The organism is Nereida ignava, from assembly GCF_001049735.1.
Lineage (GTDB): Bacteria > Pseudomonadota > Alphaproteobacteria > Rhodobacterales > Rhodobacteraceae > Nereida > Nereida ignava.
In genome coordinates this window covers 72,700-97,224 of record NZ_CVPC01000011.1, presented here as the reverse complement: position 1 = coordinate 97,224, position 24,525 = coordinate 72,700, and the positions used below count along the sequence as shown (strand labels likewise).

Annotated in this window: 27 protein-coding genes; 14 read left to right on the top strand and 13 right to left on the bottom strand. The window is 55.1% G+C overall.

All coding sequences use genetic code 11. From position 1 onward, the window contains the following. Positions 1-218: 218 nt before the first annotated feature. Together carB and NIG5292_RS10335 are read left to right on the top strand one after the other, a co-directional pair. Positions 219-3,455, top strand: a complete 3,237-nt coding sequence (gene carB, locus NIG5292_RS10340; RefSeq protein WP_048599492.1) for a carbamoyl-phosphate synthase large subunit — start codon at positions 219-221, stop codon at positions 3,453-3,455. A 186-nt stretch (positions 3,456-3,641) separates the two neighbouring features. Beyond that, a complete protein-coding gene (locus NIG5292_RS10335) occupies positions 3,642-4,763 on the top strand; it encodes a beta-ketoacyl-ACP synthase III (RefSeq protein ID WP_048599461.1) in 1,122 nt (373 codons plus the stop codon). On the opposite strand, the gene arsH is transcribed toward NIG5292_RS10335, so the two are convergent. Next, the gene (arsH, locus tag NIG5292_RS10330; RefSeq protein WP_074842123.1) at positions 4,760-5,467 is read right to left on the bottom strand and encodes an arsenical resistance protein ArsH; all 708 of its coding nucleotides are present in this window, start codon (positions 5,465-5,467) and stop codon (positions 4,760-4,762) included. The two genes, NIG5292_RS10335 and arsH, sit on opposite strands and share 4 nt — an antisense overlap. A gap of 140 nt (positions 5,468-5,607) precedes the next feature. On the opposite strand from arsH, the gene NIG5292_RS10325 reads away from it, so the two are divergent. Beyond that, the gene (locus NIG5292_RS10325) at positions 5,608-6,183 is read left to right on the top strand and encodes a thymidine kinase (protein ID WP_048599460.1); all 576 of its coding nucleotides are present in this window, start codon (positions 5,608-5,610) and stop codon (positions 6,181-6,183) included. 9 nt (positions 6,184-6,192) lie between these two features. Here NIG5292_RS10325 and NIG5292_RS10320 read toward each other — a convergent pair whose 3' ends face one another. From NIG5292_RS10320 to NIG5292_RS10300, 5 genes are all read right to left on the bottom strand, one after another. Continuing rightward, positions 6,193-7,152 carry a 2-hydroxyacid dehydrogenase gene (locus NIG5292_RS10320; RefSeq protein ID WP_048599459.1) on the bottom strand — a complete coding sequence of 320 codons (960 nt, stop codon included), beginning with the start codon at positions 7,150-7,152 and terminating at the stop codon, positions 6,193-6,195. Then, complete coding sequence (locus tag NIG5292_RS10315) at positions 7,149-7,487, bottom strand: tRNA-binding protein (RefSeq protein ID WP_048599458.1); 339 nt, start codon at positions 7,485-7,487, stop codon at positions 7,149-7,151. The genes NIG5292_RS10320 and NIG5292_RS10315 overlap by 4 nt, the downstream gene beginning before the upstream one ends. Further along, on the bottom strand, positions 7,480-8,295 hold the full coding sequence (gene proC / locus NIG5292_RS10310) for a pyrroline-5-carboxylate reductase (protein ID WP_048599457.1): 816 nt from the start codon (positions 8,293-8,295) through the stop codon (positions 7,480-7,482). The genes NIG5292_RS10315 and proC overlap by 8 nt, the downstream gene beginning before the upstream one ends. Positions 8,296-8,323: 28 nt before the next feature. Then, positions 8,324-8,827: a type III secretion system chaperone family protein gene (locus tag NIG5292_RS10305; RefSeq protein WP_048599456.1), complete on the bottom strand. Its 504-nt coding sequence runs from the start codon at positions 8,825-8,827 to the stop codon at positions 8,324-8,326. Positions 8,828-9,117: 290 nt separating this feature from the next. Beyond that, positions 9,118-9,372, bottom strand: a complete 255-nt coding sequence (locus tag NIG5292_RS10300) for an accessory factor UbiK family protein (RefSeq protein ID WP_048599455.1) — start codon at positions 9,370-9,372, stop codon at positions 9,118-9,120. A 99-nt stretch (positions 9,373-9,471) separates the two neighbouring features. Between NIG5292_RS10300 and lgt the strand changes: the two genes are divergently transcribed. From lgt to NIG5292_RS10280, 5 genes are all read left to right on the top strand, one after another. Further along, positions 9,472-10,350: a prolipoprotein diacylglyceryl transferase gene (lgt, locus tag NIG5292_RS10295; RefSeq protein WP_048599454.1), complete on the top strand. Its 879-nt coding sequence runs from the start codon at positions 9,472-9,474 to the stop codon at positions 10,348-10,350. Further along, positions 10,347-11,441, top strand: coding sequence for a class I SAM-dependent methyltransferase (locus NIG5292_RS10290; RefSeq protein ID WP_048599453.1), 1,095 nt, complete (start codon positions 10,347-10,349; stop codon positions 11,439-11,441). Before lgt ends, NIG5292_RS10290 begins: the two co-directional genes overlap by 4 nt. A gap of 6 nt (positions 11,442-11,447) precedes the next feature. After that, complete coding sequence (pgeF, locus tag NIG5292_RS10285) at positions 11,448-12,212, top strand: peptidoglycan editing factor PgeF (RefSeq protein ID WP_048599452.1); 765 nt, start codon at positions 11,448-11,450, stop codon at positions 12,210-12,212. 165 nt (positions 12,213-12,377) lie between these two features. Beyond that, positions 12,378-12,548: a hypothetical protein gene (locus NIG5292_RS14960; protein ID WP_158441658.1), complete on the top strand. Its 171-nt coding sequence runs from the start codon at positions 12,378-12,380 to the stop codon at positions 12,546-12,548. Between the two features lie 19 nt (positions 12,549-12,567). Beyond that, on the top strand, positions 12,568-13,371 hold the full coding sequence (locus NIG5292_RS10280) for a Hint domain-containing protein (protein ID WP_048599451.1): 804 nt from the start codon (positions 12,568-12,570) through the stop codon (positions 13,369-13,371). A gap of 20 nt (positions 13,372-13,391) precedes the next feature. On the opposite strand, the gene NIG5292_RS10275 is transcribed toward NIG5292_RS10280, so the two are convergent. Next, entirely contained in the window at positions 13,392-13,892 is a 501-nt protein-coding gene (locus NIG5292_RS10275; RefSeq protein ID WP_048599450.1) for an Lrp/AsnC family transcriptional regulator, read from the bottom strand. Between the two features lie 211 nt (positions 13,893-14,103). On the opposite strand from NIG5292_RS10275, the gene trxB reads away from it, so the two are divergent. Then, the gene (gene trxB / locus NIG5292_RS10270; protein ID WP_048599449.1) at positions 14,104-15,042 is read left to right on the top strand and encodes a thioredoxin-disulfide reductase; all 939 of its coding nucleotides are present in this window, start codon (positions 14,104-14,106) and stop codon (positions 15,040-15,042) included. A 140-nt stretch (positions 15,043-15,182) separates the two neighbouring features. Then, positions 15,183-16,898, top strand: a complete 1,716-nt coding sequence (locus NIG5292_RS10265) for a bifunctional sulfate adenylyltransferase/adenylylsulfate kinase (protein ID WP_048599448.1) — start codon at positions 15,183-15,185, stop codon at positions 16,896-16,898. 70 nt (positions 16,899-16,968) lie between these two features. On the opposite strand, the gene NIG5292_RS10260 is transcribed toward NIG5292_RS10265, so the two are convergent. Genes NIG5292_RS10260 through NIG5292_RS10250 form a run of 3 tightly spaced genes read right to left on the bottom strand, consistent with a single transcriptional unit; the run spans position 16,969 to position 18,722 of the window. Then, positions 16,969-18,009, bottom strand: a complete 1,041-nt coding sequence (locus tag NIG5292_RS10260) for a succinylglutamate desuccinylase/aspartoacylase family protein (RefSeq protein ID WP_143081992.1) — start codon at positions 18,007-18,009, stop codon at positions 16,969-16,971. 44 nt (positions 18,010-18,053) lie between these two features. Beyond that, positions 18,054-18,293, bottom strand: coding sequence for a DUF1150 family protein (locus NIG5292_RS10255; RefSeq protein ID WP_048599446.1), 240 nt, complete (start codon positions 18,291-18,293; stop codon positions 18,054-18,056). 15 nt (positions 18,294-18,308) lie between these two features. Next, positions 18,309-18,722 carry an Hsp20 family protein gene (locus NIG5292_RS10250; RefSeq protein ID WP_048599445.1) on the bottom strand — a complete coding sequence of 138 codons (414 nt, stop codon included), beginning with the start codon at positions 18,720-18,722 and terminating at the stop codon, positions 18,309-18,311. A 203-nt stretch (positions 18,723-18,925) separates the two neighbouring features. Here NIG5292_RS10250 and NIG5292_RS10245 point away from each other — a divergent pair, with 203 nt between their 5' ends. From NIG5292_RS10245 to NIG5292_RS10235, 3 genes are all read left to right on the top strand, one after another. Continuing rightward, positions 18,926-19,141, top strand: coding sequence for a YdcH family protein (locus tag NIG5292_RS10245; protein WP_048599444.1), 216 nt, complete (start codon positions 18,926-18,928; stop codon positions 19,139-19,141). 126 nt (positions 19,142-19,267) lie between these two features. Then, positions 19,268-19,753 carry a 5-(carboxyamino)imidazole ribonucleotide mutase gene (gene purE, locus NIG5292_RS10240; RefSeq protein ID WP_048599443.1) on the top strand — a complete coding sequence of 162 codons (486 nt, stop codon included), beginning with the start codon at positions 19,268-19,270 and terminating at the stop codon, positions 19,751-19,753. Next, positions 19,746-20,831: a 5-(carboxyamino)imidazole ribonucleotide synthase gene (locus NIG5292_RS10235; RefSeq protein ID WP_048599442.1), complete on the top strand. Its 1,086-nt coding sequence runs from the start codon at positions 19,746-19,748 to the stop codon at positions 20,829-20,831. Before purE ends, NIG5292_RS10235 begins: the two co-directional genes overlap by 8 nt. Before the next feature lie 7 nt (positions 20,832-20,838). Here NIG5292_RS10235 and NIG5292_RS10230 read toward each other — a convergent pair whose 3' ends face one another. The 3 genes from NIG5292_RS10230 to groES form a co-directional block, all read right to left on the bottom strand. Further along, a complete protein-coding gene (locus NIG5292_RS10230) occupies positions 20,839-21,708 on the bottom strand; it encodes a DMT family transporter (protein ID WP_048599441.1) in 870 nt (289 codons plus the stop codon). A 213-nt stretch (positions 21,709-21,921) separates the two neighbouring features. Further along, entirely contained in the window at positions 21,922-23,565 is a 1,644-nt protein-coding gene (gene groL / locus NIG5292_RS10225; protein WP_048599440.1) for a chaperonin GroEL, read from the bottom strand. A 53-nt stretch (positions 23,566-23,618) separates the two neighbouring features. Beyond that, positions 23,619-23,906 (bottom strand): co-chaperone GroES, encoded by a 288-nt coding sequence (gene groES, locus NIG5292_RS10220; RefSeq protein ID WP_048599439.1) that lies wholly within the window; start codon positions 23,904-23,906, stop codon positions 23,619-23,621. 420 nt (positions 23,907-24,326) lie between these two features. Between groES and NIG5292_RS14955 the strand changes: the two genes are divergently transcribed. Next, positions 24,327-24,494 carry a hypothetical protein gene (locus NIG5292_RS14955; RefSeq protein WP_158441657.1) on the top strand — a complete coding sequence of 56 codons (168 nt, stop codon included), beginning with the start codon at positions 24,327-24,329 and terminating at the stop codon, positions 24,492-24,494. Positions 24,495-24,525: the final 31 nt, after the last annotated feature.

The window sequence follows — 24,525 nt, the reverse complement described above, 5'->3', positions numbered from 1 at the left end:
CATAATTACCCGCATTTAGCCCCATTGCAGGACGATGATGCCTCAAACACGCCTACCTGCGGGTGGCGCATGCAAACCTGCCGCAAAAGGCACAAGTAAAATGCGCGCGTGCACACGGTGCTGCATTGTTTTATAGATCAGCGTGCCAATCCCCTTGCACCGCGCCGCGCGATGCCTATAACGCACGACAATTTGCAATCACAACCGAGGGCACTGCCATGCCAAAGCGCACTGATATCAAGTCAATCATGATCATCGGAGCGGGGCCTATTGTGATTGGCCAAGCTTGTGAGTTCGACTACTCCGGCGCCCAAGCCTGTAAGGCGCTGCGCGAAGAAGGTTACCGGGTTATCTTGGTTAACTCGAACCCTGCCACCATCATGACAGACCCCGGCCTTGCCGATGCAACCTACATCGAGCCGATCACCCCAGAGGTTGTTGCCAAGATCATCGAGAAAGAGCGCCCCGACGCACTGTTGCCCACAATGGGCGGTCAAACGGGCCTGAACACCTCGCTTGCTCTTGATGACATGGGCATTCTTGAGAAATTCAACGTTGAGCTGATCGGCGCAAAGCGCGAAGCCATCGAAATGGCCGAAGACCGTAAGCTGTTCCGTGAAGCGATGGACCGCCTGAACATCGAAAACCCGCGCGCCACAATCGCCAACACCATGGACGAATGTATGGCCGCCCTCGAAGATATCGGCCTGCCCGCGATTATCCGCCCCGCCTTCACGATGGGCGGAACCGGCGGTGGCGTTGCGTATAACCGCGATGACTATGAGCACTTCTGCAAAACCGGCCTTGATGCCTCGCCCGTCAATCAAATCCTGATTGATGAATCACTTTTGGGTTGGAAAGAGTTCGAGATGGAAGTTGTGCGCGACACAGCAGACAACGCCATCATCGTGTGCTCAATCGAGAATATTGATCCGATGGGCGTGCACACAGGCGACAGTATCACGGTTGCCCCTGCGCTGACCCTGACGGACAAAGAATACCAACTGATGCGCACACACAGCATCAACGTTTTGCGCGAAATTGGCGTTGAAACAGGTGGGTCAAACGTACAATGGGCGGTGAACCCCAAAGACGGCCGCATGGTTGTCATTGAGATGAATCCGCGTGTGTCACGCTCTTCCGCGCTGGCCTCAAAGGCGACCGGTTTCCCGATTGCAAAAATTGCCGCCAAACTGGCCGTGGGCTACACGCTTGATGAGTTGGACAACGACATCACCCGCGTCACACCCGCTAGCTTTGAACCCACAATCGACTATGTGGTCACCAAAATTCCAAAGTTCGCCTTTGAGAAATTCCCGGGCTCTGAGCCTTATTTGACCACCGCGATGAAATCCGTGGGCGAGGCGATGGCCATTGGCCGGACCATCCACGAATCGATGCAAAAGGCGTTGGCCTCGATGGAATCGGGTCTGACTGGCTTCGACGAGATCAAAATCGAAGGTGCGCCTGAGAAATCTGCAGTGGTAAAAGCGCTGGCAAAACAGACACCGGACCGGATCCGCGTGATTGCCCAAGCCATGCGCGAAGGCCTGAGCGACGACGAAATTCACGCAGCAACAGCGTTCGACCCTTGGTTCCTTGCGCGTATCCGCGAAATCATCGACGCCGAGGCAGACATTCGCAAGAACGGTCTGCCCACGAACGAACAGGCTCTGCGCAAAATCAAAATGCTGGGCTTTACAGATGCGCGTCTTGCCACCCTGACGGGCCGGGACGAAGACAACGTACGCCGCGCCCGCCAGAACCTTGGCGTGGTCGCACAGTTCAAGCGTATCGATACCTGTGCTGCCGAATTTGAGGCCCAAACGCCTTACATGTACTCCACTTACGAAGCGCCCATCATGGGCACGCCCGAATGTGAGGCGCGCCCATCCGAGCGTAAGAAAGTTGTCATCTTGGGCGGTGGTCCAAACCGGATCGGCCAAGGGATCGAGTTTGATTACTGCTGTTGTCACGCGTGCTACGCGCTGACTGATGCGGGCTATGAAACCATTATGATCAACTGCAACCCCGAGACTGTCTCAACAGATTATGACACGTCGGACCGCCTCTATTTTGAGCCGCTGACATTTGAACATGTCATGGAAATACTTCGCGTTGAGCAAGAGAACTGCACCCTGCACGGTGTGATCGTTCAATTCGGCGGACAGACCCCGTTGAAGCTTGCAAACGGTCTTGAAGCCGCTGGTATCCCGATCCTCGGTACATCCCCCGACGCGATTGATCTGGCAGAAGATCGTGAGCGTTTCCAAGCCCTTGTTGAGCGTCTTGAGCTGAAGCAACCCAAGAATGGCATTGCACATTCTGACGCTGAAGCCATGTCGATCGCCCAAGACGTTGGCTATCCGTTGGTGATCCGCCCGTCTTATGTTTTGGGTGGCCGCGCGATGGAGATCGTTCGCGACGACGCACATCTAACACGCTACATTAATGAGGCTGTCGTGGTCTCGGGCGACAGCCCCGTGCTGCTGGACAGCTACTTGTCCGGTGCCGTTGAGATCGACGTTGACGCGCTAAGCGACGGCACAGATGTGCACGTCGCAGGCATCATGCAACACATCGAAGAAGCCGGCGTACACTCAGGTGACAGTGCCTGTTCACTGCCTCCCTACTCACTGACCGCTCAGACGATCAAAGAGCTGCGCCGCCAGACAGAAGCACTAGCGCGCGGCCTCAACGTTGTCGGTCTGATGAACATCCAGTTCGCGGTGAAAGACGGTGACATCTACCTGATCGAGGTTAACCCACGCGCCTCACGGACAGTGCCATTTGTAGCCAAAGCCGTGAACAGCCCAATCGCCTCAATCGCCGCGCAAATCATGGCCGGTGCAAAGCTGGCAGACTTCGATCTGGTTGATCCTGAAATCGACACCTACGCGGTCAAAGAAGCAGTGCTTCCGTTTGCACGCTTCCCCGGTGTGGACACGATACTTGGGCCAGAAATGCGCTCTACGGGCGAGGTGATGGGGTCTGACAAAGACTTCCATATGGCCTTCCTCAAGGCGCAAATGGGCGCTGGTACCGAGCTTCCACAAGGCGGTGAAGGCAAAGTGTTCTTCTCAATCAAAGACAGCGACAAAACGCCCGCAATGATAGAAGCCGCCACTGTGCTTCTTGAGTTGGGCCACACATTGATGGCCACCAGCGGTACTGCGAAATTCCTGACAGACGCAGGCCTTAGCGTGGAGTTGGTCAACAAAGTCTATGAGGGCCGCCCGAACGTGGTGGACCAACTGAAAGACGGCGCAATCAGCTTGGTTCTCAATACGACAGAAGGGGCGCAAGCCATTGAGGACAGTCGCGAAATTCGCAAAGTCGCTCTTTATGACAAGATACCGTACTTCACGACGGCCGCCGCCTCACACGCTGCTGCCCTTGCCATGCGCGCACGCGCAGGTGGTGAAATCGAAGTGAAAGCGCTGCAAGAAAGCTAAGCCTTCAATCAGCCCTAATTTACGACAAAAGCCCGCCTGACCATTGGTTCTAGGCGGGCTTTTTCGTTTCTGAAGCGTGCTGAAAAATCAAACTTCACACGCGAACCGTACCAAAGCGCCGTAACGTAGCGCTTGACCTAACCCATTGACTGTCCGCAGAAATACCCCAAGCCAAAGGGGTATATTATGTACGCAGCAGCAATCACAGGCCACGGGGTCTTCACACCGGAAAACATCATCACCAATGATGAGCTTGTTGTCGCGTTCAACGCCTATGTGGACCGCTTCAACACCGAACACGCCGCCACAATCGAAAGTGGCGAAGTGACCGCAAAGGCGCATTCCTCAGCGGAATTCATTCACAACGCATCGGGCATCGAGAACCGCTATGTGATGGATAAAGAGGGCGTTCTGGACCCCGCGCGCATGTATCCCAAACTTGACGCACGCGCTGATGATGCCCCCTCTTTGATGGCAGAAATGGGGATGAAAGCCGCGAAAAAGGCACTGGATATGGCGGGGAAATCCGCCGCGGATGTAGATGCCATTCTATGCGCCGCCTCAAACCACGAGCGCGCCTACCCCGCAATTGCCATCGAAATTCAGGATCTTATCGGGGCCGGTGGCTTTGCGTTTGATATGAACGTCGCCTGCTCATCGGCCACGTTTGGCATTCAGGCCGCCGCCGATATGATTAAGTCCGGCTCGATCCGCTCGGCTCTTGTGATCTGTCCCGAAATTTGTTCCGCCCATCTGGAATGGCGCGACCGTGACTGCCATTTCATTTTTGGCGATGTGGCAACGGCAGTTTTGATCGAACGCGCCGATGATGCCAAAGGCCCGCATTTTCAGATCACCTCAACCCGATGCGCCACGTCGTTTTCAAACAATATTCGTAACAACAACGGCTTTTTGCGCCGCACCCATGATCACATGGACGATCGCCGCGACATGCAGTTCATGCAAAATGGCCGCAAAGTTTTCAAAGAAGTTCTGCCCCTTGTCAGCAAACATATCGCTGATCATATGACCGCTCAGAACATCGCCGCCGATGACCTGAAGCGCCTTTGGTTACACCAAGCCAACAAAACCATGAACGATTATATCGGCAAAAAGGTCCTTGGCCGTGTGCCCGAAAATGGCGAGCAACCCAACATTCTGCAAGACTACGCCAACACCTCAAGTGCGGGCAGCATTATCGCTTTTTCACAGCACTCTGATGACATGGCAGCCGGTGATCACGGTCTGATCTGTAGTTTCGGCGCGGGGTATTCCGTGGGCAGCGTTATTTTGCGAAAAGCAGGTTAGTCTTTTTGTGACACGCGCTTGTGCACTGCCTCAGCCGTTTCAACCCGCTCTGAATACCGGTCCGTCAAATACGCAGAACGGCCGCGCGTCATGTAGGTGAACTTAACCAGTTCCTCCATTACATCAACAATCCGATTATAAAGCGCGCTTGGTTTCATCCGGCCTTCTTCAAACTCAAGCCACGCCTTGGGAATGCTTGACTGGTTCGGGATCGTGATCATCCGCATCCAACGGCCCAAGATGCGCATTTGGTTCACTGTGTTGAAACTTTGCGAGCCACCGGACACCTGCATCAGCGCCAGTGTTTTACCTTGGGTTGGGCGAATGCCGCCAATCGCCGACAAAGGCAGCCAGTCAACTTGGGCTTTCATGATCGCCGTCATCGCGCCATGCCTCTCGGGACTGGACCAGACCATCCCCTCTGACCACAGGGCAAGCTCCCGTAGCTCCGCCACTTTGGGATGCTCAGGTGCCACATCATCAGGAAGGGGCAGGCCGGAGGGATCAAAGAACCGAACGTCCGCTCCAAGCGCCTCAAGAATGCGCGCCCCTTCTTCGGCGGCAGCGCGAGAATAACTTTGCGGGCGTACCGATCCGCAGAGCATCAAAATACGCGGTGGATGACCGTCATCGCCCTGCCCCACCAAACCGTTGGGCGAAATTGAATGAAGCTGTGCGGGATCAAAAAGAGATGTGTCAGACATCTGAGGGCTTTCCTGAATAAACCTGTGCCAACCGGCGTTTGCGCAAAGCGTCCCGCATTCGTAACGCCGCTTCAAGGCCAAATCTCACTTGGCGCGTCTTGCATCTTGCAGTTCAGACAATCCTTGGGGTAGCAGACCCTATGGCAAAACTTTACTTTCATTACTCCACAATGAACGCGGGCAAATCCACGGTTCTGTTACAGGCGTCTCACAACTATATCGAGCGCGGCATGCAGACCTATTTGCTAACCGCCCGCTTTGATCGCCGGGCCGGTGAAGGCCGCATCGCCAGCCGTATTGGCATCGGCGTTGAGGCCGACACCTTCGACGAAACCGACGATCTTTTTGCCAAAATTTCAGCACGCCTTCAGGCCGGTCCGTGTGCGTGCGTGTTCATCGACGAAGCTCAGTTTCTAACCAAAGAGCAAGTTTGGGGACTGGCCCGCGCGGTAGATGACCTCAACGTGCCCATCATGGCATACGGTTTACGCGTAGACTTTCGCGGCGAACTTTTCCCCGGCTCTGCGGCGTTGCTGGCCCTTGCGGATGAGATGCGCGAAGTCCGCACAATCTGTCACTGCGGGCGCAAGGCGACCATGGTCGTGCGTCAAGATGAAAGCGGGCAGGCCCTAAAAGACGGCGCCCAAGTGCAAATCGGCGGCAATGAGACGTATGTCTCGCTCTGCCGCCGTCATTGGCGCGAAGCAGTCAGCTAGCTGCACAGCTTACGGCAGAACAGGATTGGGCAGAGCCGTGCCGTTGATATGCGCGGCAACATTGCGCACCGCCATCAGCCCCATATCAACGCGCACCTCAAGGGCCGCAGTGCCAAGATGCGGCAACAGCGCCACGTTTTCCATCTGCAAAAGCGCCTCTGACACAATTGGCTCGCGCTCATATACATCAAGGCCCGCACCGGCGATTTGACCACTTTGCAGCGCATCGACCAGGGCTGCCTCATCCACCACATCGCCACGCGCAATATTGATCAAATGTGCATGGGATTGCATTTGCGCAAATCGCTCAGCGTTCATCAAACGGTGGGTTTGCGGCGTTGCAGGTACCGCCAGTACAACCACATCCGACGCCCCTAACACCTGTGAAATCTCGGGCATCTGTGTGCCATGTTCAGGTGCGTCAACGGTTGAGCGGTTGTAGAATATTACATTCATTCCGAAACCAGCGGCTGCGCGGCGGGCAATTGCTTTGCCGATCCGCCCCATACCGATGATCCCAAGGGTTTTGCCGCCAATATGCATGCCCAACAGTTGTGTGGGATGCCATCCATCCCACGCGCTTGCACGAACCATCCGCTCACCTTCGCCGAGGCGGCGACAACTCATCAAGATCAACGACATCGCAATATCAGCTGTCGCATCGGTTACCGCACCAGGGGTATTTGATACTGAGACACCTGCCTTTTGCGCCGCCGAAACATTAATGTGATTATAGCCCACCCCAAAATTTGCGAGCATTTTACAACGCGGATTTGGCGCTACACCAAAAGCCGCAGCGCTGAATTGATCGCCTAACGTGGGCAGGATCACATCATAAGCTTGCAGCATTTCGGCCGCCTCTTGCACGGACATTGGGGACTGATCTTCGCGGACCGTTACATCAGCAACCGCCTTTGCTGCCTTAAGCACCTCTTCTGGTAAGTTTCGTGTAATCAATAACTTAGTCAATTTAGTCGCCCCCCAATTGGCACATCTTGATCGGGCGAAATCAACACAATCCCCCCTTGCGCATCACTCACACCCAGCACCAGCACCTCTGACATGAATTTACCGATCTGGCGTGGTGGAAAATTCACCACCGCCATCACCGTTTTACCCACTAGCCCCTCAGGCGAATAATGATCGGTAACCTGCGCACTGGAGCGTTTTTCGCCAATGTCGCCGCCGAAATCGATCCAAAGTTTGATCGCCGGTTTGCGCGCTTCAGGATATGGTTCCGCACGCACAACTTTGCCTGCACGGATGTCCACTTTCATAAAATCATCAAAAGAAATCTCAGCCATTTGCCAGCTCCTTTGAACGCGTGGTTGCAGCAGCCACTGTTTTGCTCATCAAGGGCCCAAGGCCGTGTTTCTCATCCATCAAAACCTCCAGTCCCGCTTGGGTGGTTCCATTAGGGGATGTCACATTGACCCTTAACTCAGATGGGGTTTCTTCTGATGCCGCCGCCAATTGCCCCGCCCCTGCAACCGTGGCTTTTGCAAGCTGCATCGCCAAATCCGCACCCAACCCTTGGGCTTGGCCGGCTGCTGCCAGCGCCTCAATCATGTGAAAAACATACGCCGGACCGGACCCAGACACCCCCGTGACCGCGTCCATCTGATCTTCGTTGTCCAGACGCACCACCTGCCCCACGGCACGCAACAAGGCCTCTGCCATGTCTAAATGATCGGGCGTTGTTTCGGCATTTCCGATCAACGCCGTGATGCCCGCCCCAACGGCGGCCGGTGTGTTGGGCATGGCCCGAATGATCGGCGTTTTCGGTCCCAAAACGCTGGAAAAATTCGCTAGGGTCACCCCCGCGGCGACTGACAAAAAGACAGAGTCACCGTTGCCGAGCGCTTGCATTTGCGGCAGCGCATCACCCATCATTTGCGGCTTCACAGCAATCAGAACCAGGGCAGGATTAGTAGGCAATTCTTGATTAACGCGCACGCCGCATTCGTTCAGCCACGCGCTTGGAAACGGATCAAGCACGCTCACCGCTTGCGTCGAAAGCCCGTCGGCAAGCCACCCACGCAACATTGCCGAACCCATTTTTCCGCAGCCCAACAAAACCATGCCGCGCTGTTCAATCTGTTCCAAATTCATAGACGCCCCCTGCCGTTTTCAAGGCAAGTTAGGCGCGCCCGTAAGCTTCCGCAATGGCCGTTTGTAGGGCAGCCTCAACACTGGCATCGCCCCATGTCGCAAGCTGAAACGCCGGATAATACCGTTCAGCGGACATGACTGCTGCATTAATTGCCGTGTCAATCTGCTCGGGGCTGGCAATCTGCCCACCCGCAAGGATCAACCCGTATCGGAACACCATCAACTTTTGCTCTTCCCAATAGGAAAACGCCCCCGCCCAACACCGGTCATTCACCGCATTCAGGGCCTCCATCAACGCAGGCATCCGGTCTTTCGGCGGCTCCATATCGAACGTGCAAATCAACCGCAACGTCTCATCGGATGCGACCCAAGCCAGCGTAATTGAATACGTCCGCCACTGCCCCTCAACCGCCATTGCGATCTGATCATCATGAATACGATCAAACTGCCAGTCATGATGTTCAGCAAGATGTTCAACAATATCAATCGGATGAAGGTCTTCGGCGTCCAAATACTGCTCAGAGAGTGCCATTTTGTGGCCTTTCAGGTGTTGGCGCTGTCGATGGCAGTCGACCTAGCGCTAGGGTACCTACTCAAGGGGGTGTGGTTGCCGCTTGCCCCTTAGCTACATGCTGTGCCATCGCATGGGGGCCTGTAAAGACAATATTTGGGGATAACCTCAATAACTTGTGGGTAAGATACCATTTACCACTATTTTTGGCGCTTAATCGGCGATCGTAATAAGTAACCACGAAAAAACCGGCCCTTCACAAAGAAGAGCCGGCTCAAATTTCGAAATCCAATTAGAATAAGGGAGCGAGTTTAACCCTTTTTCTTGCCCTTAGCTTCAAGCGCCTCAAGCCGGGCAAGCAAGGCTGCGTTCTCCTCGCGGGCTTTCACAGCCATCGCACGAACAGCGTCAAATTCTTCGCGCGTTACCAATTCACGGTCCGCCAACCAGCGGTCCATCATTGATTTCATTGCGTTTTCTGCTTCGTCCTTGGCACCTTGGGCTACACCCATGGCGTTGGTCATAAGCTGGCTGATGTCGTCCATAATTTTGTTACGCGTTTGCATTTGGTCTGGCCTTTTCGCTAACTGTTACATCCTATATGGGCAGAATTGCGGTCAGTCTCAAGGGCCGCACACGCGACACAACTGCCGGAGGTCCTATTTATGCTCGCCGCGATCCCTTTTCCTAATTTGTCGCCAAATATTTTCAGCATCTCTCTGTTTGGCATGGAATTCGCCCTTCGCTGGTATGCAATGGCTTACATCGTCGGCATCGTCATAGGTTGGCGCATCATTGTCGCCGCTTTGCGCCGTCCCGCTTTGTGGTCCAAAGACACAAGTCCGTTCAGCCCAGAACAGGCCGAGGACCTTCTGACATGGATCGTGGTTGGTGTTATTTTGGGTGGGCGATTGGGATATGTCTTTTTCTATCAGCCTGCCTATTACCTGCAAAACCCACTTGAAATTCCCGCCATCTGGACCGGCGGCATGTCGTTTCACGGGGGCTTTTTGGGCGTTGTTTTATTGGCCTACATCTGGACCCGCCGCAACAAGGTCGCTCTCTGGCCACTTGCTGATAGCTTGGCAATTGCTGTCCCGCCCGCGTTACTTCTTGGCCGCGTTTCAAACTTCATCAACGCCGAACTTTGGGGCCGCCCGACAGACGCACCTTGGGGGGTGATCTTCCCAGGTGAGGCCGCCCAGGCATGTCAGGGTATTATCGGCGCATGTGCGCGCCACCCCTCACAACTCTATGAAGCGGCTCTTGAAGGTCTCATTTTGGGAGCGGTTCTGCTGTATTTCGCTTTCCGCCGCGGCCTGCTCAAACGCCAGGGCGCTGCGACAGGCATCTTCTTGGCAGGATACGGAATGGCGCGGTTTGCGGTCGAATTTGTCCGCCAGCCTGATGCGCAATTTGTGACACTGAACAACCCGCTCGGGCTGGCGTGGCAAGTCAACGGATACGGGCTGACCATGGGGCAGTTTCTGTCTTTGCCCATGATCTTTGTAGGGCTCTTTTTGATCCGGCGCGCATTCCGATGACGGAAGAAAAAGACGCGCGTGAGCTCACTCTCAAAGATCATCTGCTTGCACAGATCAAAGCAACAGGTCCGCTGAGCATTGCGCAATTCATGCAAACCTGCTTGCTACATCCGACGTTGGGATATTACACAACCCGCGATCCTTTGGGCGTGACTGGTGACTTCATAACGGCCCCTGAGATCAGTCAAATGTTTGGTGAGTTTATCGGCCTCGCGCTTGCACAAACGTGGATGGATCAGGGGGCACCAACCCGCTTTGCACTGGCCGAGCTGGGCCCAGGCCGCGGAACTCTGATGGCCGATATTTTACGCGCCACGAAAGGGGTTAAAGGCTTTCATGACGCAGCCGAAATTCATCTAATCGAAGCATCACCAGTGCTGCAAAAAGCCCAGCTAGACATCCTTTCAGGGTTCAGCGTCACCCACCACACAACGGTAACAGATCTGCCCAAACTACCGCTTTTCGCGGTCGCAAACGAATTCTTCGATGCACTTCCTATCCGTCAGTTTACCCGTGACAAAGATGGCTGGCGCGAGCATTTGATCGCAGCACAAGACAGCACCCTCATCATGGGTCTGTCAGACGCCGCCCCGATCGCCGCACTGGAACATCGCTTGGATGACACGACCCCCGACATGCGCATAGAGACCTGCCCACAGGCCACTGCAATCATGTCCCATCTTGCCGAGCATATCGCGCAAAACGGCGGCGCGGGCTTGGTGATCGACTACGGCGATTGGCGCAGCAACGGCGATACATTTCAAGCCCTATCAAACCATAAGCCCGTTGATCCATTGACCCATATCGGCACCGCCGACCTCACCGCCCATGTTGATTTTGAGGCCTTGGCAGATGCCGCCAAAGCCAGTGGTGCAACGCCATCTTTGATGACGCCCCAAGGTGTCTTTCTGGAACGTCTTGGCATCACTGCGCGCGCCCAAAGCCTTGCTGGCAAACTCAGCGGTACCGCCCTTGAGCAGCATATCGCCGCGCATAAGCGCTTGACCCACCCTGACGAAATGGGAACTCTATTCAAAGTGTTGGGCATCACGCCGCACGGCGCACGCCCCATTGCCGGACTGGAGTTTTAATCCCTCATGGCCCTTGATGTCATCACATCTGACTCACTGCACAATTGTCGCCACGGGTTTTTCACCCGCGTGGGTGGCGCTTCATCGGGTGTGTTTCACGGCCTGAACTGCGGACAAGGCAGCAGCGATCAATCCCAAGCCGTTGCGATCAACCGAAGCCGCGTCGCCGCACATTTTGGAAGCCCAGTCACACAGTTACACACGGTCTTCCAACACCACTCCGCCGACGTTCATGTGATCACATCGCCCCACGCAGCCGAGGACAGAACGCGCGCGGATGCGATGGTCACAAACGTCAAAGGTGCCGTGTTGGGCATTTTGACTGCGGATTGTCAGCCCGTTTTATTCAGCGATCCAGAGGCAGGCGTCATAGGTGCGGCGCATGCGGGCTGGCGCGGCGCAATGGCAGGCGTTCTGGAAAACACCATCACGCAAATGGAAAAACTTGGCGCGGTCCGCCAGAATATCACAGCCATAATCGGGCCCAGCATCAGCCAAGAAAATTACGAAGTGGGGCAAGAGTTTCTCGAAGAATTCATGGATCATGACGCTGAAAACGCGCGGTTTTTTGCTGGCGGCAGTACCCCTCAAAAGTACCAATTTGACTTACCATCTTTTGGCCTAAAACTACTGCGTGACGCTGGCGTTGGACACGCAGAATGGACACGTCATTGCACCTATACCGACCCAGAACGCTTCTTTAGCTATCGTCGCAGCTGTCATCACAACGAAGCTGACTACGGGCGGTTGATCTCGGCCATTACTTTATAAGCTGCTTGCGTTTTTTGCCGTTAACTATTGCGGCGAAACCATGTTGCAGGCCTGTATTATCCATCAGCCTGCCCCAAACATACCCCAATTGATGCAATTTCTTCCGTAATCGCGCCGCATTGGCGGTGCAGGTTGGCTCAAACTTTAATGAGTACGGAGCCTGCCATGACCGCGCACCCCAAATGGATAAAACGCCTAATTGCAGCATCCGAAACTGCGCAACACCACCAGATGCCGTGGTCACGCAGCAGCAAGAAAGCACGCTTAAGCGAGCCGCGCCAAGCCACACCCACATCATCTTCGCTGGCGTCTGAACGTATGAAAACTGCCGCGTAAACAACCCCTTGAGGTGCCGATGTATTATCCACCACGCCCCATAACCCAAGTAGGTTCAAAAAAACCAACAGCCGTGTCAGCACGCACGCTTACGGCACAACCGCCACGCCAGCCTAACAAGCCGCTGCTGCGCAAGTACGAGGCTAGCTTCTTGCGGTCTGACGGCACGATCGCAGATATCTCACAACTCGCACCCGCATCCGATTTATTCGAAAGCGCCTTTGCGGCGATTGCACGCGGAACGCTCATCGCGACACCAGACGGCCCGCGCGCGATTGAAGATCTTTGGCCCGGAGATGTAATCACGACTTCTCACAACAGCCGCACCACCCAAGAGACCGTTCTTTGGAAAGGCACACTGACGCTGGTTCCGAATGCACCCCGCCAATCACATGAAATGGGCCGCCTCACGCGGTTACCCATGGACAGTTTCGGGATGGGCAGGCCTGCTCCGGATCTCATTCTGGGACCAAAAGCGCGCGTTTTACAGCGCGGGCAAAATTGCACAGATACGTTAGGCACGGACGGCGCTTTGGTGCCTGTGCGCGCGCTTATCGACGGCATGAATGTCATTGAGGTAACGCCGCCAAGCCCCGTTCAAGTCTATCATATTGCGCTAAAGCGACATGCTGTGATCTTCGCAAACGGTATGGGTATCGAGACATATCACCCGGGCCAGCAAGCAACCCCGCAAACAAATGCGCAGATGCTTGAACTCTACTTATCGTTTTTTCCGCATATTACACGCGTCAGTGATTTCGGCCCACTGGCCTATCCGCGCATTGTTAGTGACGCCCAAGGCCCAGGCAAGCAAATCGCCTAGGCCCGTAGAGTATTTCCGACTTACGCCTCCGTGTTGAGACGGCTTTCCAACACGTCAAATGGCACACCCGGCTCGTTCTTGGCACCGCGAATGACCAGCGATGTTTTGACGCTGCCAACGTTTGGCGCGGTCAACAACTCGCCAGTCAAAAACGACTGAAAACTACTCAGATCAGGGGCCACACATTTCAAAATGAAATCAACTTCACCGTTCAACATGTGACACTCGCGCACCAAAGGCCACCCTTCACAACGCTGCTCGAACTCGCGGAGATCATTTTCCGCCTGAGACTGCAAACCCACCATCGCGAACACCTGCACTTCAAAACCAAGCTCGCGCGCATCAACCTGTGCGTGATATCCTTTGATGTAGCCTGCATCCTCAAGGGTGCGCACACGGCGCAAACACGGCGGCGCAGAAATACCCACGCGCTTGGCCAATTCCACGTTTGTCATGCGGCCATCCGCTTGAAGTTCGGCCAAAATCATCCGGTCAATCGGGTCCAGTTTTGCACCAGCCATTAAAGTATCCCCATAAAGTTCAGCGCCTTTCTTACGTTAGCCGCTTTGAGTGCGCAACAATATTTCAACATTGCGCAATAATTATGCGCAGCTATTCGCTCAGCCGCCCCCTTTCAACCCCTGAAAATGCCGTTTATATCTTTTCGCTGACCGCAGTCTTCTGCCACCTCATTCACGGCCTCAAAAGCCGCACCATAAAGGGAAGCCCGCCATGGCCGACACACGCCACACCAAAGTTCTCATCATCGGTTCTGGCCCTGCTGGCTATACCGCCGCCGTCTATGCAAGTCGTGCCATGCTGAACCCAATTTTGGTTCAGGGTATAGAGCCGGGCGGCCAGCTTACCACCACAACCGAAGTCGAAAATTGGCCCGGTGATACGGAAGTTCAGGGTCCTGATTTGATGGTCCGCATGCAAGATCATGCCGCCGCCATGGGCACGAAGATCATCGGTGATATCATCACCAAGCTCGATACAACTTCCCGTCCCTTCACCGCCCACGGCGACAGCGGCACGACCTACACCGCCGACGCGGTTATTCTGGCAACAGGCGCGCGGGCCAAATGGTTGGGCCTTGAGAGCGAAGAGAAATTCAAGGGCTTTGGCGTATCGGCCTGTGCCACTTGTGACGGCTTTTTCTACCGCGGTCAGGAAATCGTGGTGATCGGTGGCGGCAACACAGCTGTTGAAGAGGCGTTGTTTCTGACCAACTTTGCTTCAAAAGTTACGCTGGTGCACCGCCGTGACACACTACGCGCTGAGAAAATCCTTATCGATCGCCTGATGAAGAACGAAAAAATCGTCCCACTGTGGGATCATGAAATGGTTGAGGTCACTGGCACAGACACACCTCTCGGCGTGGAAGGCATCACCGTGCGCAACGTCAAAACAGGCGAGACACAGGACATCGCCTGTAAGGGTGTCTTCGTGGCGATCGGCCACGCCCCATCCAACGAATTGGTGAAAGACGTGCTTGAAACGCACATGGGCGGCTATGTGGTGACCAAACCAGACAGCACCGAAACCAGCATCCCGGGCATCTTCGCCGCGGGTGACTTGACGGACCACAAATACCGCCAAGCGGTCACATCCGCCGGCATGGGCTGCATGGCCGCCCTTGAAGCCGAACGCTTTTTGGCGGGCGAATAACCCAATCATGCACCCGAACCGTGTTTAATTACAGTTAGGCGCGGTTTGGGCGTGATTGCCGCGCCATTGCACGATTTTCGCCACATTGCTTGCGTAACCGGAAGCCACCTAGGACCGATATACCCCAAATGAGTAATCCGATGACAATGGCAGCCAACCTCACCCCAATCCCCGAACTCTATGTCAGCTATGAAAGCGCGCAAAAGCTTAAAGCCGATGCAGGCGATCTGATTAGTCACGATCTGACACCACGCCAGATCTGCGATCTAGAGCTTTTGATGAACGGTGGTTTCAACCCGCTCAAAGGGTTCTTGTCCCAAGACGATTATAACAGCGTCGTGGACACGATGCGCCTTGCGGACGGCACCCTTTGGCCCATGCCAATCACCCTTGATGTAGCCGAAGATTACGCCGAAAGTTTGGAAATTGGCCAAGACATCGCCCTGCGCGATCAAGAGGGCGTCATCCTCGCCACCATGACTGTCACAGACCGCTGGACACCAGACAAAGCCCATGAAGCCAAACAGGTTTTTGGCGCAGACGACAGCGCACACCCGGCCGTTAACTATCTTCATAACACTGCAGGCAAGGTTTATCTGGGCGGTCCCGTCACAGGCATTCAGCAGCCTGTACACTATGATTTCAAAGCGCGGCGTGACACACCAAATGAAATGCGCGCCTATTTTCGCAAGCTTGGATGGCGCAAAGTGGTCGCTTTTCAAACGCGTAACCCCCTGCACCGCGCCCATCAAGAACTAACGTTCCGTGCTGCAAAAGAAGCGCAAGCCAACTTACTTATTCATCCCGTTGTGGGACTTACAAAGCCCGGTGACATTGATCACTTCACACGAGTGCGCTGCTACGAGGCGGTGCTTGATCAGTATCCACAAGCCACCACAACCATGTCGCTGTTGAACCTTGCAATGCGCATGGCAGGCCCCCGCGAGGCGGTTTGGCACGGGCTCATCCGCAAAAACCACGGCTGCACACATTTCATCGTTGGCCGCGACCACGCGGGCCCTGGCGCAAACTCGGCCGGCAAAGATTTTTACGGCCCCTACGACGCCCAAGACCTGTTCCGCGAACACCAGGCGGAAATGGGCATCGAAATGGTCGATTTCAAACATATGGTCTACGTCCAAGACCGCGCCCAATACGAACCCGCTGACGAAATCGCCGACAAGGATGACGTCACAATCCTGAACATCTCAGGCACCGAATTGCGCCGCCGCCTGTCGGAAGGGTTGGAAATCCCCGAGTGGTTCTCGTTCCCGGCCGTCGTGAACGAGCTGCGCAAAACCCGCCCACCGCGCGCGCAGCAAGGATTTTCAGTGCTGTTCACCGGCTATTCAGGTTCTGGCAAATCCACCATCGCAAACGCGCTTATGGTGAAGCTGATGGAAATGGGCGGACGTCCCGTGACCTTGCTGGACGGCGATATCGTACGCAAAAACCTCAGCTCCGAGCTCGGCTTTTCGAAAGAGCACCGCGATCTGAACATCCGCCGCATCGGCTATGTTGCATCGGAAATTACCAAAAACGGCGGCATCGCCATTTGCGCACCAATCGCCCCCTATGCCACGACACGGCGCGCCGTACGCGAAGATATTGAACAGTTTGGCGCCTTCATCGAAGTCCACGTAGCCACGTCAATTGAGGAATGCGAGCGCCGTGATCGCAAGGGCCTCTACAAGCTTGCGCGCGAAGGTAAGATCAAGGAATTCACAGGCATTTCAGACCCTTACGACATTCCTGAAAACCCTGAATTGCGTGTTGAAACCGAAAACGTCGATGTCGATAACTGCGCGCACCAAGTGCTTCTTAAACTTGAAAGCCTCGGCCTAATCCGCGCCTAACTTCTGATCGAAGATATATCCGAAAACGCACAAAGGCAGGGTACACACCCTGCCTTTTTTAATTACCTGTCTAAATAATTTCGTCTTCATCAAACAGCGGTGAAGCATCCAGCTGCGCAGCAATTTCTTCCACGGTCGCTTCCGCATCTCCTTGGCGCACGGCCGCCAAATGAAACACTGCGTCCCCTTCATTCACCACGGGCAACACCGCGCGACCCACCACAATCCCGGGGGCTGGGGCCAGAATTTCATGCTCTTGTGCGCCAAACGGATCGCTCACCGCGGCCAATAAATCACCCTCTTCGACCACATCGCCATCCCCTTTGAACGCGCGCAACAAGCCCCCTGCGGGCGCCCGCACCCACTGGCTTGAACTGCACAAAAGGGACGGCGTGACGACCGGATCAAAGTCAGTGTCGTCCACCATGTCAGCGCCGTGCAACACACGCATGATGCCCATCACGCCCGCGCGCACTGCAAACTCATCAAACCGAAGCCCTTCGCCCGCTTCATACAAAAGCACATCAACCCCGCGCTCTGCCGCCTCTGATCTCAACGAACCTTCGCGCAAATCTGATGTCAAAATGACAGGTGCGCCAAATGTCCGCGCCATAGCCAGCGTACGCGCATTGCCCGCCGACACGCGGCACTGGGGCAAGTTTGTCCGGTGGATCGCAGCCGAGTGTAAATCCACACCAAAGCTGCAGCGCTGAACGACGTCGCGCAAAAATATCTGGGCCAAGCGAGACGCTAAAGACCCCTTGGATGAGCCGGGAAATGATCGGTTCAAATCCCGCCGGTCCGGTAGGTATCGTGACCGGTTCAGAAATCCGAACGCATTTACAATCGGCACCACAAGAAGCGTGCCGCGCAACAATTCGGGATCAACACTGGCCAAAAGACGGCGACAAATCTCAACGCCAACCACTTCGTCGCCGTGCACGGCCGCACTGACGAAAGAAACGGGGCCCTCATCCGCCCCGTGGATCACATGAACGTTCAAGCCCACGGGCGTGTTGTCAGCCATCACGCTGACGGGCAACTCAACAGTTTGTCTGCTGGCGGCCGCAATTTCACGGCCTGCAATCTCAAATGGCGCACGCATCATCAGGGTCTCACTTTTGTCTGCTGCGCCATTTACTGCGTCTGTGACAGTTAATGAACGGTTACTGGCTGTAAATCGTTCTCGCGCGCCAACTCAAACGCCAAACGCCGTCCAGCCACAAGCGCCAATTGTTGGCCTGCATCATTGTGCACCGCAAACAATGGGCCCTGCCCATTCACTTTTTCGCGCACCTCATCAGGCAATTCATCAAGGGCAATTGGCTTTACATAAACAAGCTTACTGTTGTCACCAAAACGCGTATCTGCTGTATTTGAAACGTCATTTTTCATATCAATTCCCCCAACTTACCCTTTTGAGATTTCGATTTTCTGGATGATCCGGTCTGGCACGGCGCGGTTCAGATCAACGTGCAGCAGCCCGTTCTCAATGCGTGCAGCCCCCACTTCGACGCCATCCGCCAGCACAAAAGACTTTTGGAACTGCCGCGCTGCGATCCCGCGGTGCAGAAACACGCGGCCCTCACTGTCATCGGTTTGGCGGCCACGGATCACCAGTTGGCTGTCTTCCACGGTGATACTTAAATCGTCATCGCCAAATCCCGCCACCGCAAGCGTAATGCGGTAAGATGTGTCACTGGTTTGTTCGATATTATAGGGCGGGTATCCATCGTTTCCGGTCTTCGCGCTGCGCTCAACCAAGCGCTCAAGCTGCTCAAACCCCAACAAATAGGGATGGGTCCCCAAGGTTAATTTCGTCATCTATTCGTCCTTTTCAGTCAAGCGACGGTATCAAGGCGCACCCCAAATCAAGGCAATGCGCTTCATGAAATAAAATATGGGGGCGCGTTTACGGCTTCGCAAGGTTTTCCTAGGTGAAATAGGCTAGAATCAGGTAGTTAAGTGAAACAGATCGGTGACTGGTCCCCAGATACATCGGCAAAAGCCCAGACAGAGGACTGCAAATGAACGCGCAAATGGAGATGCCAAGCGAAGATGTGTTGCGCATCAAACTTGAAGTTTTGCGCCAAGAGCACCGTGACCTCGACACCGCAATCGAAGCACTGACGGACAGCCCCTTTGACAGGCTCACGTTGCAGCGTCTGAAAAAACAAAAACTCGGCCTGAAAGATCGCATCGCGCAACTCGAAGACCGCATCACCCCCGATATTATCGCCTGAAATACGGCCACCCTGCCCGCAGCCACGTTCAATTTCGGCGCGCCGATTGCGTAACAGGCCAGCGGCGTTATAACGACCTCAACAACGACCGCCCCGCGCGATCAACACCACGAAAAGGGACGCGCCATGTCCATCACAGTCGGTATCATCATGGGCAGCCAAAGCGATTGGCCCACCATGAAAAACGCAGCAACAATCCTCGATGAATTGGGCATCGCCTATGAGACCAAGATCGTCTCGGCGCACCGCACCCCTGACCGGCTTTGGGAATACGGCAAAACTGCCGTAGAGCGTGGCCTCAAAGTGATCATCGCAGGTGCCGGTGGTGCTGCCCATTTGCCCGGTATGATGGCGTCCAAAACCCGCGTGCCAGTGGTGGGTGTGCCGGTTCAAACCAAGGCGCTTTCGGGTGTAGACAGCCTTTATTCCATCCTGCAAATGCCCAAAGGATATCCGGTTGCGACCATGGCGATTGGCGCGGCAGGTGCTGCAAACGCAGGCCTGATGGCCGCCGGCATTTTGGCCACATCTGATGATGCGCTGGCCGCACGCCTCGATAAATGGCGCGCTGATTTATCCGCATCCATCCCGCAGGAGCCAACAGATGACTGACACCGCGACACTGCCCGCGGGCGCATTGCCCCAAGGCGCGACAATCGGCATTTTGGGTGGCGGTCAGCTGGGGCGGATGTTGTCCGTTGCGGCCTCGCGCCTTGGCTTCAAGACCTGCATTTTTGAACCCGCCGGTGACTGCCCTGCCTCGCACGTGGCCAATTACCATTTCAAAGCCGCCTATGACGACGCTGACGCGCTGTTGAATTTTGCGCGCTCTGTTGATGTGGTCAGCTATGAGTTTGAAAACATCCCCACGGCGGCGCTTGATCTGATCCAGGATCACAGCACAATCCGGCCGGGCCGCGCAGCGCTTTCAACCAGCCAAGATCGCCTGACCGAAAAAAACTTCCTCAGCGGCTTGGGCCTGCGCACTGCGCCATATGCGGACATCACCGATTTGGCATCATTAACCAAAGCGCTCGAAACTTTCGGCACGCCAGCGATCTTGAAAACCCGCCGCTTTGGTTATGACGGCAAGGGCCAAGTCCGCATCAACGACATCTCTGAAGCCGCCGCCGCCCTTGAAGCGGTCCAAGGCGCGCCTTGCGTTCTAGAAGGATTTGTCCCGTTCAGCTGCGAGATCAGCGTCATCGCTGCGCGAAGCCCATCGGGCGAAGTGGTCTGTTATGATCCGGGCGAAAACGTGCATTCAGATGGCATTTTGCGCACGACCACGGTGCCCTCAACTGTCCCCGCGCCCCAGCGGATGGACGCGGTTTTGATGGCCGCGAAAATCCTGAACGCCCTTGAATACGTAGGCGTCATGGGCCTTGAGCTTTTTGTGACACCAACAGGTTTGGTCGTAAACGAGATCGCCCCGCGCGTGCACAATTCTGGCCACTGGACGCAAAACGGCTGTACCACATGCCAGTTTGAACAGCACATCCGCGCCATCGCCGGATGGCCATTGGGCGACGGCACACGCCACAGCGACGTGCGGATGGAAAACCTGATTGGGGATGATATGGACCGGCTGCCGGCCTTGCTTGGCTCAAACGCAGCGGTGCATCTTTACGGCAAAGCAGACGTCAAAACGGGCCGCAAAATGGGCCACGTTAACTTCATCACACCGTAACGAACGGCTAGGCCCGCGCCCTGCTTGGGATCATCGCAACCCCGATGCCTGCGATGACCACAGAGGCCGCAAGCATCGCGCGGACATCCGGTACTTCGCCCAAAAGGACCGCGCCCAAAACAAGGGCAAGGACCGGCACGCTTAGCTGTGCGATGCCGGCGGTGGTTGTCTGGATCTGCGGCAAAACCTTGAACCAAAGCGCGTACCCCAAACCAGAAGCGATGGCCCCGGACGCGATTGCGCTAAGCGCGCCAATCAGGGGCATCGCACCGCTTGGCACCAAAACCAACACCGGCAACATCCCAACGGCTGCCCATGCGAAATTACCCGCTGATGCGCCCAACGGGTCACGCGCGCCCTGCCCGTTAACTGTGTAGGCCGCCCAGGCAAGACCCGCGACAGCCATCATACAGCCCCCCCAAAGGTCAACACGCACCACCGTTTCGCCCGCAGCGGCGGGCACAGGCCAGACCAACCACGCAAGGCCAACCATGGCCAACCCCATGCCGCTCCAACGAAAAATGCTAACCGGTTGTCGGCGCGCAAGGGCATAACCGAACAATCCCATCTGCACGACACCAAACAAAATGAGCGCGCCAAGCCCCGCATCAAGAACACGGTACGCGAGGGAAAACCCAATCAGATACGTCACCAAAGCGAGCGCCCCAAACACGCGCTGAACCGCAAAAAGCTGAAAACCACCGCCCGCATTCCGCCCGCGCAGCGCAACCAATCCACACAACGTAACCGCCCCTGCCACAACCCGCAGCACCGCAAACTGCATCGGGTCCGCACCGGCCACAACACCCGCGCGTGTCAGCAAAGAGTTCGCCGCAAACGCAAGCATCGTTAGGCATATCAACAGGATCAGGCGCATCAGGCGGTCACTTTCATTTTCTGAGATATGCCTACGGTATCTTCCCCCACACCGCCAGCACCACCTGCCGCGCGCCGCGCCCTGCGTGACAAGACGATCTGACACCAGAACACGTCAGGCAAACAAAAAGGGCCCCTCCAACACAGGAGAGGCCCCAATTTTCGTGAACGCAGATGCGTCACCCATTTCCCGAAACCGGGAAACTGTGGGTGATTACATCATGCCGCCCATGCCGCCCATGTCAGGCATGCCGCCTGCTGGTGCGCCGCCGTCTTTCGCTGGCTTATCAGCAACCATTGCTTCGGTTGTGATGAGAAGCGATGCAACAGACGCTGCGTCTTGCAACGCGGTGCGGCATACTTTTGCCGGGTCGATGACGCCGAACTTGAACATGTCGCCATATTCTTCAGTTTGTGCGTTGAAACCGAACGATTTGTCGTCGCTCTCACGGATTTTGCCCGCAACAACTGCACCGTCAACACCGGCGTTTTCAGCAATCTGACGCAGTGGCGCTTCGATGGCTTTACGCACAATCGAAATACCAACGTTTTGATCGTTGTTTGCACCTTCGAGACCGTCAAGCGATTTGCCAGCCTGTACCAGAGCAACACCACCACCAACAACGATACCTTCTTGAACAGCGGCACGTGTCGCGTTCAGGGCATCATCAACGCGGTCTTTGCGCTCTTTTACTTCTACTTCTGACATGCCGCCGACGCGGATAACGGCAACACCGCCTGCCAGTTTGGCAACGCGCTCTTGCAGCTTCTCACGGTCGTAGTCGCTGTCTGTTTCTTGGATCTGCTGACGGATTTGTGTCACGCGAGCTTCGATTTCTGGCTTGGAACCAGCACCGTCAACGATTGTTGTTTCGTCTTTGGTGATCGCAACGCGCTTGGCTGTGCCCAGCATGTCCATTGTGACCGACTCAAGCTTCATGCCCAGATCTTCGGAAATCACTTGGCCGCCAGTCAGGATCGCAATGTCTTGCAACATGGCTTTACGACGATCGCCGAAACCAGGTGCTTTAACAGCTGCAATTTTCAGACCGCCACGCAGTTTGTTGACGACGAGTGTGGCAAGCGCCTCACCTTCTACGTCTTCTGCGATGATCAGAAGTGGCTTGCCGGACTGGATCACTGTTTCAAGCAGTGGAACCATTGGCTGAAGTGAAGACAATTTTTTCTCGTGCAGCAAGATCAAGCAATCTTCCAGCTCGGTTGTCATTTTGTCTGGGTTTGTCACGAAGTAGGGTGACAGGTAACCGCGGTCGAACTGCATGCCTTCAACAACATCGGTTTCTGTTTCCAGACCTTTGTTCTCTTCAACAGTGATAACGCCTTCGTTGCCCACTTTTTGCATCGCGTCCGCGATTTGACGGCCAATTTCAATTTCGCCGTTTGCAGAGATGGTACCAACTTGTGCAACTTCGTCGCTGTCAGAAACAGGGCGTGCTGCCGCTTTGATCGCTTCTACAACTTTTGCAGTTGCAAGGTCGATGCCGCGCTTCAGGTCCATTGGGTTCATGCCAGCAGCAACAGACTTCATGCCTTCTTTAACGATGGCTTGTGCAAGTACTGTAGCAGTTGTTGTGCCGTCACCAGCTTCGTCATTGGTGCGTGAGGCCACTTCTTTGACCATCTGCGCGCCCATGTTCTCAAACTTGTCTTCAAGCTCGATCTCTTTGGCTACAGATACACCGTCTTTGGTAATGCGCGGTGCGCCGAATGATTTGTCCAAAACTACGTTGCGACCTTTGGGGCCGAGCGTAACTTTAACCGCGTTTGCAAGCGTGTTTACGCCGCGCAGCATACGGTCGCGGGCGTCTGTGTCGAATTTGACGTCTTTAGCAGCCATTTCAAATGCTCCTTAAAATCTTGTGTATTTATATGAACTTAAAAGAGAAGCGCTTAGGACAGGATGCCCAGAACGTCGCTTTCTTTCATGATCAACAGCTCTTTGCCGTCGACAGTCACTTCTGTGCCGGACCATTTGCCGAACAGAACTTTGTCGCCTTCTTTGACGGCCATTGGGATCAGCTCACCGCTGTCCTTACGTGCGCCTTCACCAGCAGCAACAATCACACCTTCCGCAGGCTTTTCTTTTGCGGACTCAGGGATGATCAAGCCACCCGCTGTTTTTTCTTCGCTTTCCACGCGCTCGACCAATACACGGTCATGAAGTGGTTTAAGTGCCATCTGTGCAGCTCCTTAGCTTCAAGTTTCAATTCTTGTCACTCACTCAGGGCGAGTGCTAACGAGCGATAGTTAGGCAGCGTCCATGAAGGTGTCAACAGGCCCTCCCAAGATTCTTTTGCACTAAAATTCAAACGGTCAAACACCGTCTATTTTGCGTAAATTAAAGCTCAGTCACGAACGAAAATTCCTCTACAAAAACCAAGTGTCACAACAGCCAAACACAACGCCTTGGGGTTAAATGCCCATGCGAAGGTAAAACAATTCCTAAGATTCACGCGCTACTGTTCACGAAATATTGCCAATTTAGCAATTAAGGCGCGAATTAAGCCCAAATTCATCAATTATTAGGTTTTTTGTTGTCCAAAAGCGGACAAGCACACACGCTGTGTGCAGATTCTTAATTGGTTCGAGGATAAGTCTATGCGTTTACTCTCTACATTCTGTCTGCTTGCGATCACTGCCTTGTCGGGCTGTTCTGGTTTCATCGGGGACAGTTCAGCCGATAATGCCGTCGAAGTCTCTGTGCCCCAATCAACCGTTGATCTGCTTTACGGCGATGGCGCTGCCCCTGAAGGCACCGGCCAGTAAGCACGGCAACCCCGCCACCATGGGCGCTGTT

Excerpts from the sequence above, each read along its gene's own strand:
- carB (WP_048599492.1), top strand. The coding sequence starts at position 219 with ATGCCAAAGCGCACTGATATCAAGTCAATCATGATCATCGGAGCGGGG.
- NIG5292_RS10335 (WP_048599461.1), top strand. The coding sequence starts at position 3,642 with ATGTACGCAGCAGCAATCACAGGCCACGGGGTCTTCACACCGGAAAAC.
- arsH (WP_074842123.1), bottom strand. The coding sequence starts at position 5,467 with ATGTCTGACACATCTCTTTTTGATCCCGCACAGCTTCATTCAATTTCG.
- NIG5292_RS10325 (WP_048599460.1), top strand. The coding sequence starts at position 5,608 with ATGGCAAAACTTTACTTTCATTACTCCACAATGAACGCGGGCAAATCC.
- NIG5292_RS10315 (WP_048599458.1), bottom strand. The coding sequence starts at position 7,487 with ATGGCTGAGATTTCTTTTGATGATTTTATGAAAGTGGACATCCGTGCA.
- proC (WP_048599457.1), bottom strand. The coding sequence starts at position 8,295 with ATGAATTTGGAACAGATTGAACAGCGCGGCATGGTTTTGTTGGGCTGC.
- NIG5292_RS10305 (WP_048599456.1), bottom strand. The coding sequence starts at position 8,827 with ATGGCACTCTCTGAGCAGTATTTGGACGCCGAAGACCTTCATCCGATT.
- NIG5292_RS10300 (WP_048599455.1), bottom strand. The coding sequence starts at position 9,372 with ATGCAAACGCGTAACAAAATTATGGACGACATCAGCCAGCTTATGACC.
- lgt (WP_048599454.1), top strand. The coding sequence starts at position 9,472 with ATGCTCGCCGCGATCCCTTTTCCTAATTTGTCGCCAAATATTTTCAGC.
- NIG5292_RS10290 (WP_048599453.1), top strand. The coding sequence starts at position 10,347 with ATGACGGAAGAAAAAGACGCGCGTGAGCTCACTCTCAAAGATCATCTG.
- pgeF (WP_048599452.1), top strand. The coding sequence starts at position 11,448 with ATGGCCCTTGATGTCATCACATCTGACTCACTGCACAATTGTCGCCAC.
- NIG5292_RS14960 (WP_158441658.1), top strand. The coding sequence starts at position 12,378 with ATGACCGCGCACCCCAAATGGATAAAACGCCTAATTGCAGCATCCGAA.
- NIG5292_RS10280 (WP_048599451.1), top strand. The coding sequence starts at position 12,568 with ATGTATTATCCACCACGCCCCATAACCCAAGTAGGTTCAAAAAAACCA.
- NIG5292_RS10275 (WP_048599450.1), bottom strand. The coding sequence starts at position 13,892 with ATGGCTGGTGCAAAACTGGACCCGATTGACCGGATGATTTTGGCCGAA.
- trxB (WP_048599449.1), top strand. The coding sequence starts at position 14,104 with ATGGCCGACACACGCCACACCAAAGTTCTCATCATCGGTTCTGGCCCT.
- NIG5292_RS10265 (WP_048599448.1), top strand. The coding sequence starts at position 15,183 with ATGACAATGGCAGCCAACCTCACCCCAATCCCCGAACTCTATGTCAGC.
- NIG5292_RS10255 (WP_048599446.1), bottom strand. The coding sequence starts at position 18,293 with ATGAAAAATGACGTTTCAAATACAGCAGATACGCGTTTTGGTGACAAC.
- NIG5292_RS10250 (WP_048599445.1), bottom strand. The coding sequence starts at position 18,722 with ATGACGAAATTAACCTTGGGGACCCATCCCTATTTGTTGGGGTTTGAG.
- NIG5292_RS10245 (WP_048599444.1), top strand. The coding sequence starts at position 18,926 with ATGAACGCGCAAATGGAGATGCCAAGCGAAGATGTGTTGCGCATCAAA.
- purE (WP_048599443.1), top strand. The coding sequence starts at position 19,268 with ATGTCCATCACAGTCGGTATCATCATGGGCAGCCAAAGCGATTGGCCC.
- NIG5292_RS10235 (WP_048599442.1), top strand. The coding sequence starts at position 19,746 with ATGACTGACACCGCGACACTGCCCGCGGGCGCATTGCCCCAAGGCGCG.
- NIG5292_RS10230 (WP_048599441.1), bottom strand. The coding sequence starts at position 21,708 with ATGCGCCTGATCCTGTTGATATGCCTAACGATGCTTGCGTTTGCGGCG.
- groL (WP_048599440.1), bottom strand. The coding sequence starts at position 23,565 with ATGGCTGCTAAAGACGTCAAATTCGACACAGACGCCCGCGACCGTATG.
- groES (WP_048599439.1), bottom strand. The coding sequence starts at position 23,906 with ATGGCACTTAAACCACTTCATGACCGTGTATTGGTCGAGCGCGTGGAA.
- NIG5292_RS14955 (WP_158441657.1), top strand. The coding sequence starts at position 24,327 with ATGCGTTTACTCTCTACATTCTGTCTGCTTGCGATCACTGCCTTGTCG.